This window comes from Paenibacillus sp. FSL L8-0641 (assembly GCF_038006265.1).
In the GTDB taxonomy this organism is placed as follows: domain Bacteria; phylum Bacillota; class Bacilli; order Paenibacillales; family Paenibacillaceae; genus Paenibacillus; species Paenibacillus polymyxa_D.
In genome coordinates this window covers 2,119,856-2,132,741 of record NZ_JBBOUW010000001.1, presented here as the reverse complement: position 1 = coordinate 2,132,741, position 12,886 = coordinate 2,119,856, and the positions used below count along the sequence as shown (strand labels likewise).

The 12,886-nt window shown below is 44.5% G+C and carries 12 protein-coding genes; 5 read left to right on the top strand and 7 right to left on the bottom strand.

The annotated features are described in order from the left end of the window. Positions 1–74: 74 nt before the first annotated feature. Entirely contained in the window at positions 75–911 is an 837-nt protein-coding gene (locus tag MKY16_RS09695; RefSeq protein ID WP_029514745.1) for an AraC family transcriptional regulator, read from the bottom strand. A gap of 138 nt (positions 912–1,049) precedes the next feature. Between MKY16_RS09695 and MKY16_RS09690 the strand changes: the two genes are divergently transcribed. From MKY16_RS09690 to MKY16_RS09680, 3 genes are all read left to right on the top strand, one after another. Continuing rightward, positions 1,050–3,077 carry a beta-galactosidase gene (locus tag MKY16_RS09690; protein WP_029514746.1) on the top strand — a complete coding sequence of 676 codons (2,028 nt, stop codon included), beginning with the start codon at positions 1,050–1,052 and terminating at the stop codon, positions 3,075–3,077. A 69-nt stretch (positions 3,078–3,146) separates the two neighbouring features. Further along, on the top strand, positions 3,147–4,373 hold the full coding sequence (locus MKY16_RS09685; RefSeq protein WP_340955182.1) for an MFS transporter: 1,227 nt from the start codon (positions 3,147–3,149) through the stop codon (positions 4,371–4,373). 211 nt (positions 4,374–4,584) lie between these two features. After that, positions 4,585–5,220, top strand: coding sequence for a hypothetical protein (locus tag MKY16_RS09680; protein WP_340955180.1), 636 nt, complete (start codon positions 4,585–4,587; stop codon positions 5,218–5,220). Positions 5,221–5,293: 73 nt separating this feature from the next. Here MKY16_RS09680 and MKY16_RS09675 read toward each other — a convergent pair whose 3' ends face one another. From MKY16_RS09675 to MKY16_RS09655, 5 genes are all read right to left on the bottom strand, one after another. After that, complete coding sequence (locus MKY16_RS09675) at positions 5,294–6,124, bottom strand: DegV family protein (protein WP_039274794.1); 831 nt, start codon at positions 6,122–6,124, stop codon at positions 5,294–5,296. A gap of 21 nt (positions 6,125–6,145) precedes the next feature. Next, complete coding sequence (locus MKY16_RS09670) at positions 6,146–6,583, bottom strand: MarR family winged helix-turn-helix transcriptional regulator (protein WP_029514750.1); 438 nt, start codon at positions 6,581–6,583, stop codon at positions 6,146–6,148. Between the two features lie 385 nt (positions 6,584–6,968). Beyond that, positions 6,969–7,550, bottom strand: coding sequence for an NAD(P)H-dependent oxidoreductase (locus tag MKY16_RS09665; protein WP_340955177.1), 582 nt, complete (start codon positions 7,548–7,550; stop codon positions 6,969–6,971). Positions 7,551–7,622: 72 nt separating this feature from the next. Next, complete coding sequence (locus MKY16_RS09660) at positions 7,623–8,045, bottom strand: MarR family winged helix-turn-helix transcriptional regulator (RefSeq protein ID WP_029514751.1); 423 nt, start codon at positions 8,043–8,045, stop codon at positions 7,623–7,625. A gap of 212 nt (positions 8,046–8,257) precedes the next feature. Beyond that, positions 8,258–9,379 carry an NADH:flavin oxidoreductase gene (locus MKY16_RS09655; protein WP_029514752.1) on the bottom strand — a complete coding sequence of 374 codons (1,122 nt, stop codon included), beginning with the start codon at positions 9,377–9,379 and terminating at the stop codon, positions 8,258–8,260. Positions 9,380–9,625: 246 nt separating this feature from the next. On the opposite strand from MKY16_RS09655, the gene MKY16_RS09650 reads away from it, so the two are divergent. Continuing rightward, the gene (locus tag MKY16_RS09650) at positions 9,626–10,222 is read left to right on the top strand and encodes a TetR/AcrR family transcriptional regulator C-terminal domain-containing protein (protein WP_029514753.1); all 597 of its coding nucleotides are present in this window, start codon (positions 9,626–9,628) and stop codon (positions 10,220–10,222) included. A 95-nt stretch (positions 10,223–10,317) separates the two neighbouring features. On the opposite strand, the gene MKY16_RS09645 is transcribed toward MKY16_RS09650, so the two are convergent. Continuing rightward, positions 10,318–11,469 (bottom strand): iron-containing alcohol dehydrogenase, encoded by a 1,152-nt coding sequence (locus tag MKY16_RS09645; protein ID WP_340955175.1) that lies wholly within the window; start codon positions 11,467–11,469, stop codon positions 10,318–10,320. Between the two features lie 253 nt (positions 11,470–11,722). Here MKY16_RS09645 and MKY16_RS09640 point away from each other — a divergent pair, with 253 nt between their 5' ends. Further along, positions 11,723–12,757 (top strand): C40 family peptidase, encoded by a 1,035-nt coding sequence (locus MKY16_RS09640; protein ID WP_340955173.1) that lies wholly within the window; start codon positions 11,723–11,725, stop codon positions 12,755–12,757. Positions 12,758–12,886: the final 129 nt, after the last annotated feature.

Below are 12,886 nucleotides of genomic sequence, written 5' to 3'. Positions count from 1 at the left end.
CTGAAAAAAACAATAAGGAATGCTCCCTAAAAAGAGCATTCCCGAGTAAGAAAGAGCATTTCGATAAAATACCTTTATGTATACAGTAATTTGAACCTTTCCGGGGTAATTCCTTCAGCTCGGCGAAAAGTTGCCACAAAATGACTGGTATCTCGGAAGCCCACTCGCTCCGAAATCTCCTTTACTGTTAATTGCGGATATTCCGCCATCATTTCCTTGGCCTTCCGCAGCCGAATCACAATCAGATAAGCATACGAAGTCACACCAAACGCTTGCTTAAATAATGTATTTAAATGACGGGAGCTGACATTCATCATAACTGCCATATCACCTAGGCCCACATCTGGACTGGCATAATTTTGCTCCATAAAGGCCAGTACAGGGGTTAATCGTTCCACATTATGGGATAGGGAAGGCATCGAGCTATGTTGTCCATGTTTACGCAGCAGAGTCAGAAAACGATACATATTGGCCGAAGCATCTAATCCAGACAAATCACGTTCACTAACCATGGAATGAAGCATCGTTTCCCCAAAACTGTGCAGCTCGCTATCCGGGTCCCAATGATACCCACGCGTATGCTTCAACCCCAGTGCAGTCAGTACAGCAGCGGCGATGGGGCCGTCAAATGTAATGTATAACGTTCGCCATACCTTGGTCGCCCGTCTGTATGCATGGGATTCCCCAGGTAGCAGCAGAACTCCAGACTGCTCCCCCAGACGAAAGGTCCCCCCTTTAAATGTAAACATCCCTTCACCAGACACCGTCTGAATCCAGTGAAAGCACGGATAGCCCTCTGGACGGGACACATCCTCCTGCCTGCTGTTAAATCCGATACTTTCAATAAAAAGGGGTAAAGAGTGCTCACGCGTAGTCAGGAAAAATCGCAAATGATGGGGAGTTAAAATCATAAAAAGCACCTCCGGCGTATGCGGGTATGTATTTCTCATGTAGATCCATATTGTTATATACACGTTCATTTTATTATATTTAAAAGCAGTTATTTGTATTATAAGATAGAATTATTCTTATATACAGAGGTGATTGGCATGATAAGCAGTAAACTACCTAAAGTATTTTACGGTGGAGATTATAATCCTGAACAATGGGATGAGGCCACGCATCAGGAAGATTTACGGATGTTCAGGCAGGCAGGGATTGATATCGCCACGGTCAACGTATTCTCATGGGCCAAAATTCAATCCGACGAAATCACATATCATTTTGAATGGCTGGATCAATTGATTGACAGTCTTTATGAAAGCGATATCTTCGTTTGTCTAGCTACTAGCACGGCAGCGCATCCTGCTTGGATGGCTACTCGCTACCCCGACGTTCTCCGGGTGGACGCTGACGGACGGAAGCGGAAGTTCGGTGGTCGCCACAATTCTTGTCCGAACAGTCCTACGTATCGAAAATTTGCGGAGCAGATGGCTGGCCAACTTGCAGAACGATACAAAAACCATCCCGCGATCCTCGTGTGGCACGTGTCCAATGAGTACGGTGGGGATTGCTATTGTGATAACTGTGCGGCCGCATTCCGGGTGTGGCTCAAGCAAAAATACGGATCACTGGAAGAGCTAAACCGGGTGTGGAATACTTCCTTCTGGGGTCATACCTTCTATGATTGGGATGAAATCGTGCCACCAAATAATTTGAGCGAGCATTGGGGAGAAAATCACTCCTCCTTTCAGGGCATATCCCTCGATTATGCACGTTTTAATTCAGACAGTATGCTGGATTGCTATCTGCTGGAATACAACGCGATTAAAAAACATATTCCCCATGCCGTGATAACGACCAATCTGATGGGATTTTTCAAACAACTGGACTATTTTAAATGGGCTAAGCACATGGATATTGTATCTTGGGATAGTTATCCTGCGGCTAATACCCCGCCAAGCTATACCGCGATGGCACACGATCTGATGCGCGGCTTGAAGGATGGGCAACCCTTTATGCTGATGGAGCAAACACCGAGCCAGCAGAACTGGCAGGCGTATAATTCGCTTAAACGGCCCGGCGTTATGCGGTTATGGAGTTATCAGGCAGTCGCGCATGGCGCGGACACGGTCATGTTCTTCCAGCTTCGCCGCTCAATCGGCGCATGTGAGAAATTCCACGGGGCTGTTATTGAGCATGCCGGGCATGAGAACACACGTGTATTTCGCGAGGTGGCACAGCTTGGCAGTGAGCTTGGCGCATTAGGCAACACGCTACTTGACGCGACCGTCAATGCCAAAGTAGCCATTTTGTTTGATTGGGATAATTGGTGGGCATTGGAAAAATCAAGCGGTCCTTCTGTCGCCTTGAAATATGTGGATCAGGTGCATAAGTATTATGCGACCCTCTTCCGGCGTAACGTACAGATAGACCTGATTTCCGTTGATGCAAATTTCCAGAAATATGATCTCATTATCGCGCCTGTACTCTATATGGTCAAGCCAGGTACCGCCGAGAAGCTGGAACAATTCACAGAGCATGGAGGCACCTTCGTAACGACCTTTTTCAGTGGCATTGTAAATGAAAACGATTTGGTCACAACCGGAGGATATCCTGGTAAACTGCGTAACTTGCTCGGGATCTGGGTGGAGGAAATTGACGCGCTTCTGCCGGAATCATACAATCGCATTGTATTAAAAGAAAAGGTGGGCGTATTACAAGGTGAATATCAATGTGGTCTGCTCTGCGACCTGTTGCATAGCGAAGGTGCCGAGGTGCTGGCGGAATACGGCGATGATTTCTATCAGGGCATGCCAGTGCTGACACGCAATCGTTTCGGTCAAGGCGAGGCATGGTACGTTGCTTCAGATCCTGAAGAGACTTTCCTTGATGGCCTGCTGGGCTACATTTGTGAGCAAAAAGGGATTCCATCTCTGCTGCGCGCTCCTGCGGGTGTAGAAACCACTGTACGGACCAAAGATGGAAAATCATATCTGTTCATTCTGAATCATAACGCCCAGACGCAGCAATATCATCTGGATGATCAGAAAGGGAATGAGCTAATCAGCGGTAAATACCTGGAAGGAGATATTTCTATTGAAGGTTACGGCTTTCAAGTACTGGAGCTATCATAATCACTCAGATTTGACACATACAGTTCACTTTGCTGCATGAGTATAATCTAGGTATCAAAGGAGTTCATCATGAAACGACTGCTATGGATCGGCAGCTTGTCTTATTTTTTAATCGGCCTGGCACACGTGGTTGTAGGCTCCCTACTGCCTGTGTTGTTAGAGCATTACGGTAGAAACTATACGGATGGCGGTAGTCTAATCTTCGCTCAATTTTCCGGTTTTCTGGTTGGAGTCCTGCTGTCACCGTGGCTTGCCCGGAGTTTCGGCAAACGCCGAAGTCTGGTATTCGCCCTGCTCTTGCTGTGCGCGGCTGAAGTGCTATACTCATTGCTGCCGCCTTGGGGTTGGCTATATGCCGTCGGGGCAGCAGCGGGGTTTGGCTTCGGCATGGTAGAAACACTCATTGGCACTATTATTATCAGCGGCATTACTCAAGGAACGGGCGCGGCGATGAGCCGTCTGGAAGTCTTTTTTGGGATCGGCGCTTTGGCTATGCCCGCTATCGCCAGCCAACTCATCGCTCTTGGTTGGTGGCGATTGGCCTTTCCCATCATTTCCATGTTTGCAGCCGTGACCATTATAGCTTGGCTGCGCGGGTCCTTCGGCATGCTGGACGCTGTATTGGACCCACAGGAACACCGAGATAACAGCCTTAAGCGTTCGACTAATTCTCTGAAGTCACCCACGGAGAAAGTCTCTGAGGGTAGCCCTATTGGCAATTGGAAGCTACTTACACTATTTATCGTTTTTTTCTTTATCTATGTAGGAACAGAGATGAGCTTGGCCAATTTCCTGCCCTCCATGTTCATCGAACGGCTGGGCCTCACTCAAGCGGAGGCAGCACTCAGTGTCACCTGCTTCTGGCTAGCAATGGCTACCGGACGGTTGTTCGCAGGAAGTATTGCTGATCGGTACGGCTATGGTGTCTTTGTAGCCCTAAGCTCGCTTGCGGCGACCGTGCTGCTATGCGTGTTCCCGCTGATCAAAGGCACTGCCGGCGCCTTTGTACTTATCGCACTGCTGGGGCTGGGCATGTCGGGCATTTTTTCCATCGCACTTGTTTTTGCCAGTAAAATGATGCCAGGCACCGAAGAATCTACCACCAGCCTGCTTATAGGCGCAGGTGGAGTTGGGGGAGCTCTGCTGCCTTTATGGCTCGGAAATAGCATGGATCGTGGTGGAGCAGTCTCATCGGCGTGGTTGCTGGCAGGCTTCACATGTATCCTGTGCCTGCTTGGGGGCATCTTGTACGCCCTATATGTGCGCAAAAAGCGGCTTCAAACCGCCTCATCATGATATATACCTCTACTGGTGCCTTTGTCTGTTCCTTGGTTGTCATCCAAGTGCACATTCAAAGGTGCTTTTTTTACATACTAGACGAATGTACCTTGTACAGTAGCCTGTTTTTAGTCAAAATAGATCGTTTCCTATGAATCACAGGACAGATATCCATGCCTCCTCTAGATGAATGGAGTAGTATACAACAAACCATATGGAGGTGTTTGTATTGGGTCATCCTGAATTAAAACGAAAAAAAGGCCGTAAAAAAAATGTTTTTGTCCGTGCCTGGTTTGATAAGTTAGAAAAAAAGTTTGAGGAGAAACCCCCAAAGAGAAAAAGCCGCTCGAAACGGAAAGGGTTTGGGAAAGACATCATCGTCAAAAAGCAACTTGTAAGTGTGAATATTAATCATGGTGCTTTAGGGCCTGAAGGGGATTCTGGAACCATAGGTGATTTAGCGCAGTTCGGTTATATTTACAATGTGAAACCCCAAATTGTTCCGATTGAAGGGGATGTCATTTGGGATACGAACGGTATACTTACACCTGGAATTGCTCATGTTCCAGGAACTACACAGATTGCTGTATCCGATACTGGAAAATATGAAGTTCACTTTTCGGTGTCCGGTGTGGAACCTAACCAATTCGCCATCTTTATTAATGGCGCACTGGCTGTGGGAACTGTATACGGTTCAGGAGCCGGGACACAACAGAACACAGGGCAAGCCATCCTTGCTCTGGCATGCGGTGACATCCTTACTCTGCGAAACCATAGCTCTACTACTGCTGTTACCCTGCAAACACAAGCCGGAGGAACTCAAGCCAGCATAAACGCTTCTGTCCTCATTAGAAAATTGAGATAGGCTTGAACTCCCGCAAAGCCTCAGTGTACTAAAAAAGGGTTTATCCATACAGCGAGGATAAACCCTGAATATTTTAAAAAGCCATAATGATCCCTTTGTCATTGGCATACATTGAACTAATCCCTCTGGTGGACACAATATGAATATCTTTAAATTGATAGCGTTTCTTCAGCGCATTCATTAATTTTTCCGCCAGCCCAGGATTATTGCAGTGAGTAATGACAATGCTCTCTCCTTCGGTAGCCCGGCCACTTTTTTCAATAGTATCTGCCAACTTTTCGATAATTTGATTCTGGCCGCGTGCTTGAGTAAAAAATGCGATATTACCGTCACCATCCGAGCCTAAAATAGGCCTGATATGCAAGAGTGAAAGTATCTTCCCAGTGATTTTATTCATCCGCCCGTTCTTAACCAGATTATCTAGATTTTCTAAAACAAAGTAGGTTTTCATCTTGCTGATAAAGCTCTCCAAGGATGAAATAATTTCGCTTTTATGATATCCCTCGTCAATCAACTTGCGCAGTTTTAGAGCTAACAAGAGCTGTCCAGCCGAAGCGCTTTTCGAATCAAATACATGAACATCCGCCCCCTCTTCTTCCGCCATATCTTTTCCTACCAATGCACTGGAATACGAACTGGACAGGTTGCTGGATAATGTAATGGCAAAAGAAGTATGCGCACCTTGAAAGGCTTCCTTATATAGCATAGGTGACGGTGATGCGGATCCAATTTTGGTTGTACAGGCTTTCATTTCTTCCATAAACTGAGGTAAGTCCAATGTGTCATCATCTACGAAGCATTTATCTCCCAGCGTCATATTTAACGGGATCGTAGTAATCTGCATCTCTTCTCTAAGCTCTCTCGTTAAATCACAGCAGCTATCTGCTATTATTTTATATCTCACCCGGTACACCCTCACATTATGTTATTTTTCAATAGAACGCGCGTTCATAATACTCAAAGAAAGCTCAATTAACCGTATAAATTCCTTCACATTCTTCTCACCCAAACCTACTACAAGCGCTTCAAAATAACCTTCAATTCTCTCTTGCTTCTGTCTGATCAAGGATTCACCATTTACTGTGAGCCTTACACACATTCGTCGTCTGTCATGCTCAGACATTTCCATAGTCACATAGCCTTTTTTCCTTAATCCCGTAAGCGCTGCCGTAATTCTTGATCTGGATACATGCAGATCATCGCTGAGCAAGGAAGGATTAATTTCATCATCCCGGTGCTGAACTAAATATTGAAGCACATGGTTTTCCCCCTGAACAAGCTCCGTCAGGCTACTGAATAATTCCATGTCATAAATCCGGTTAACGGATTCTCTCAATTCGTCCCTTAGTTCATAATCTTTCATAGTGAACCTCCGCAACACACATAATACATACAGTTAACTATTAATACTATGTACTATAATGAATTGCCCACGATAATAACAATGAAATATTTGTGAATTTTTATACTTTATCCCCCTTGAATGTCCAGTAACAGGAGGTTTTATACAGTGGACTGTGAGACACCCAGAGGAGACAACAAGGAGTGTTTTATTGTATGTGGTTCTGGAAATGTGTTATATCATAGAATTTCAAGGAAAAGGGGGATTTGAGCAGCTCCAAATGAGATTGTTGTTTGGACTATATTAGAGAAGTATTAACATTTACAGGAAAAGGCCAACCACTAAATACGGGTTGACCTCATCATTTAAAGACTGTCTTACGTTTCTAAGAGAAAATGGACTAACTTTACAGCACCGTTTTAACCGTGTCTTGGACTTGCTTCAGCAGCCCTTTATAGCCATCTTCATCAAGGTAGCCGATACTTCCAAGCAGCAAGTGACCGACGGATTCAATTCCAACGAAATCAAAAATTCTCGTATCGGATGTGATCTTCAATCCTGCGGTCATACCGATTTCATCGTAGATTGCGTTGGGAGTACCATGTGTATTCACGATAAAACCTTTTTTACCTGTAAGCAGCTTATTAATCCCTTCCGCACCAGCCGTATATGCAAAGCCGTATGCAAATACACGATCAACGTAACCTTTCAGGATAGCCGGAAGACCTGTCCACCAAATGGGAGAAATAAAAGTAATCGTATCCGCTTGTGAGATGTATTCCTGCTCCACTTTGATATCAGCCGGAGTTTGCCCTGCTCTCATAGCGGCAGTATCCTCAGGTTTTAATACAGGTTGAAAATTAAGGGCATAAAGATCGCGTACAACGACTTCATCACCTTTTTCTTTCAAGGTATTTACAACCGTTTCGAGTATCGCGTGATTGAAGCTTTCTGCGTTTGAGTGAGCATAGATAATAAGATGTTTCATTTTAATAACCTCCAGATGTTTTATTGTTATTTTGATATTAATATAGATATCTATACATTTACTTAAAAAAATTTATAATCTGTTTTTGACATGCTCCAGCAAATATTCCAGTTGTTCTTTTTCTTCATCTTTGAGACCACCATAGATGGTTTCTTGTAATCTATTGGAGATCACCTCAAATACAGGCTCTATCTCTCTTCCCTTATCGGTCAGAAATATCAGGGTAACTCGGCTATCCTCCCTTTCTTTTTTTCTTTCGACATATCCCAACTTCACTAGCTTGTCGATCAAAACAGTGACCGTGGGTTGCTGACGAGAAATTTTTTGCGTCAATTCCTTAATAGAAAGCCCGTCGTTTTGATAAAGGAACATTAGGATTCCGCCATGAGTAGGAACAATCCCTTCAATTCCATTCGATTCGAGCTCAGACACAATCAATTTATTGATCGAGTCTCTAATGGTTCCTATCAGTGCAGCTGCATTATTTTTTAACATACAAGCATTATTACATAGACATCTATATATATCAAGTGTTGGTGTCAGTCTGAACTAAAAGCAAATATGACTTAATCTATAATGGTTCATGGTGGATTACTATCGCAGACGCATAAAAAAGCCAAAATACCCAAGTTCCTTACCTGACTTTGAGTATTTTGGCTTACAGTATTTATTTATGAAATGAAGAGATGTTCAAAGTATGATATGTTTTAGTTGAGCGTTTGAAGTATCTCAGGTGTAAAGGTTTGAAGATCATGAATTCGGCCTTCACGTATTTTCGTAGCCCATGCAGGATCGCCCAGAAGCGCACGCCCAACAGCTACCAGATCAAATTCATTGTTGTCGAGCCGTTCCAGAAGTTCATTAATATCTTGGTGTCCTGCCCCTTTCCCTTCGATATAACTTACAAAATCCTCATCCAGACCTACAGAGCCAACCGTAATCGTAGTTTTTCCAGTCAGCTTCTTCACCCATCCGGCAAAGCTCAAATCGGAGCCTTCAAATTCAGGTACCCAAAAGCGACGTGTCGAGCAATGGAAGATGTCCACGCCCGCTTCTACTAATACATTCAGGAATTGCTCCAGTTTATCCGGTGTATCGAACGGCTTTGCGTTGTAATCATTCATTTTCCATTGGGATAGGCGCATGGCAATAGGGTAGTCAGGGCCAACCTCAGCACGAATAGCTTCCACAAGCTCAATGGCGAATTGAGCACGTTTTATGATATCGCCACCATAGCGATCCGTACGTTGGTTCGTCCTCTCCCAAAAGAATTGATCAACCAGATAGCCGTGTGCTCCGTGAATTTCAACGCCGTCAAAACCCAGTCGTTTTGCATTCGCAGCTGCATCGACATAGGCGCGAATGACCTTGACAATTTCTTCTTCTGTCATCGGCTCGGTCACTTTATTGCCTTCCAGATCCAGCCCCGATGGACCAATCGATAGCGCTTCGGGATTCGGCTGAGATCCCAAAGGACGAGCCATCCCCATATGCCAAAGCTGTGGGAAAATTTTACTACCAGCTTCATGAACCTGTCTGACCACTTCAGCCCAACCGTTTAAAGCCGCTTCCCCATAAAAATTAGGTATCCTCGGCTCACTTGTTCCAGCCGGATGGTCAATCACTGCGCCTTCAGTAATAATAAGACCTACATCATTCTCTGCGCGACGGCGATAATAAGCGGCTACATCCGGTCCTGGCACACCATTTGGTGAAAAAGCGCGGCCCATTGACGGCATTACAATACGAGTCTGTAGGGTTAGATTATGAATGGTATAAGGTTGAAATAAAGCTTCTGTTGAATGAACATTTTGCGGTTGATTACTCAAGGATTGTACCTCCTCATTTTCTTTTATTCTTTTAAAGGATTATATATAAGGCTCGTGCATCATCAAACGGGGTGCAAGTGAAATGTTAGCAATGTTTAATTTATCATTCAACCGACAAAATGTTCATTCTGTTGCTTAACCAAAAGGGTTATGAAATTGTTGTATATCTAAATTCACTTGTTGACAAAACAACACATGTTTATAATGGGGGAATCATTTGATTTACCTGAAAGGAGTGTCTTTAGGATGCCTGGTGTAACTTCACCCAACCCAAACGATCCTCGCGTCATTCGAACACGTAGATTAATTCTCGACGCATTCGTTGACCAATTAAATAAGAAAGACTTCTACACGATTACGATCAATGACATTACCCAAAAAGCCACCATTAACCGCGCCACGTTCTATGCACATTTTCAAGATAAATATGCACTGCTTGAAACCCTTTTGTCAGATGCATTTTTGGAGTATGTTATCAAGAGGATTGATGCTGAGGCACGTTTGTCGGAGGAGATCATTCAGAAACTTATTCTTTCGTTATGTGACTATCACGACTCAAGTAACCAATGCGTTCATAAATATAATTCAGTGGCACCGATCCTGGAAGAACATATTAAGAATCAATTACAGCAATTCATACTTCAACTCATAACAAGAGAAGCCAATAATACAGACCAAAGAACGTTAGAACTTGCCGCGACCATTTTAAGCTGGTCCATTTATGGTGTAACCTTTCGCTGGAATGTGGAAGGAAAAAAAGAGTCTCCTACAGATTTAGCCGAGAGAGCTGTGCCTTTAATCTTCAATGGGGTTGTCTTATCTCTAGTCTCACAAATCTCTTAGTAGAAAATGCGAATAAAAAGGGCCGTTCCCAGTATACTTCGATCAGTTCCTGGGACAGCCCTTATAGTATTTAGTAAAATAATTGCCTCTTTTATTTAAAGAATTTTCTTAAACATCTCGATAACTTGTTCTTTGCTAGGTATAAACGGATTGCCCGGAGCGCAAGCATCCTTCATTGAGTTCTCGGCAAGCAGATCCAAATCCACTTCATTTACACCTAGTTCAGAAAGTTTGGAAGGAATCCCTACTTCCTTCGACAGGTCTTTGATTCTTTGGATTACATAGTCTGCGCATTCCTTATCCGTTTTCCCCTTATCTTCAAAACCGATGGCTTTAGCGATGGCACGAAACTTCTCCGGTACATGCTTGGCATTCTCCTCCTCCACGATTGGCAGCAGCATGGCATTACAAACACCATGAGGCAAATCGTAAACGCCGCCAAGCTGATGCGCCATCGCATGAACGTAACCCAATCCGGCATTATTAAATGCAAGTCCTCCCAGGAAAATAGCGTATACCATTTGCTCACGTGCTTCTATATCATGACCGTCTCTCACTGTACGAGCCAAATGATTAAAAACAATTTCTACTGCTGCCAAGGCAGTCGCATCCGTTACAGGATAGGAACCTGGAGTAACCAAAGCTTCAATGGCATGGGTCAAAGCATCTAGTCCTGTAGCTGCCGTTAACGCGGCCGGTTTGTCTACCATCAGTTCAGGATCATTAACTGAAATCGTAGCTACACTATTCTTATCAACCATAACCATCTTGACCTTGCGCTCTTCGTCCGTAATGACATAATTGATCGTGATTTCAGCAGATGTTCCTGCTGTGGTATTAATGGCGACAATAGGAAGCGATTTATGCTTGGATTTATGAACGCCCTCATACTCGGTTATATGTCCCCCATTGGTGGCAATAATGCCGATTCCCTTAGCCGTATCCTGTGGTGATCCTCCGCCAATCGAAATTAAAAAGTCACATTCATTTTCTTGCAGAAACTGAACACCATCATGTACATTTTTACAGGTCGGATTTGGTTTCACTTCATCGTATACCGCATAGTTCAATCCAATATCATCCAGCAAAGATGTAACCTTGCCTGCAATACCACTCTTCATCAAAAATTTATCCGTCACGACTAGAGCTTTGTTTAAATTCAGTTCTTTTATATACGGCCCAACTTCTTGCAAACAGCCTGTTCCCATCAGATTGATAGATGGTACAAAAAATACATGTGCGCTCATATAAAATCGGCCTCCTAAAGGATTCACTTCTTGTTGCCTCGCTAAATATAAGGGTATTTCTCAAAAGTGAAATATTTCACATGTATAATGTTATCTTTATTTTATTTTGATGTCAACAATTAAACACAGATATTTATTGGTTTTATTTTTGTTTGTTTACGTTTTTCGAATCAGTCCAATATTTGGTACACAACTAATCGGAGGAAGCCTCGTACAACTTAGATGAACACATTAACAACGAGGTGATGACAGCATGACAATCAACAAGGGAGTATTGCTGGCTCTGCTGGCAGTATCGCTACTCCAAGCAAACCCGTCTTATGCGAAGTCGGTACCGCTGACTCCGGTGACGACCGTTTATGTAGATGACCGCCCACTTCAGCTTGCTGCCCAGCCGCTGCTGCTAGAAGGAACAGCGCTCGTCCCGATGCGCCAGTTGTTTGAGGCACAAGGAGCCGAGCTTTCCTGGAACGCATCCAGCAAAACCGTAACAGCTACCAAAAATGACACGGTGCTGACCTACCGTATGGGGGAACTTGCTGCCACCTTAAACGGCAAAACGCTGTCCCTGAATGTTCCTGGACAAATTGTTGAGGGCAACACAATGATTCCACTACGTTTTGTGAGCGAGGCACTTGGGAGCACAGTGAAGTGGGATGCCCTGACCCGAGCGATTCGGATTGTCTCCAGTAACGATTTTTTTACAACGGTTCTTTCGGGAGTCAACCTGCGCAGCAAACCGGATTCGTCGGGAGCTTCCCCTTCCCTGCGGCTTATTCCAGCCGACGAAAAGGTTCATGTCATCCGTGAGGTCAATGCCCTCTGGCTGGAAGTGCGCACTAAAGACAACCTGACCGGATACATATCGGCTAAACCCAAATACAGCGATTATACCAGCTCATCCCTGGTGGAACGGCAGGGAGATGAACTCATCGCCTACGGAGAGAAATTCCTTGGTACTCCTTATGAATTCGGCGCAGCAAGCGGCCAGACATCGACCTTTGATTGTTCTTCTTTTGTGGGGGAAGTGTTCCGACATACGCTCTCCATCGACCTCCCCCGTGTCTCTTACGATCAGGCTAAAGAAGGCCAGAAGGTCGGGCTAAACGAGCTACGTAAAGGCGACCTGCTGTTCTTCAGCGCACGCGACCTGGAGATCGGCCATGTGGCGATCTATGCAGGGAACAACAAATTGTTGCATACATTCTCCAAAGAACGTGGCGTTCATTTTGACACGCTTGATGGTAAATGGCAGAATCGTTTCGTAACAGCCCGCAGGCTGTTTTAAGACAAACTGGATGGCTAATAATAGCGGGCTATTCTAGTACCACATTCAATATTTTCTGTTTGCATTTTTGCCGGACGCCTCCCTTGCGGTTTGCGTTCAGGTGGCAAAAGGTATTGATTCGTTCCCATT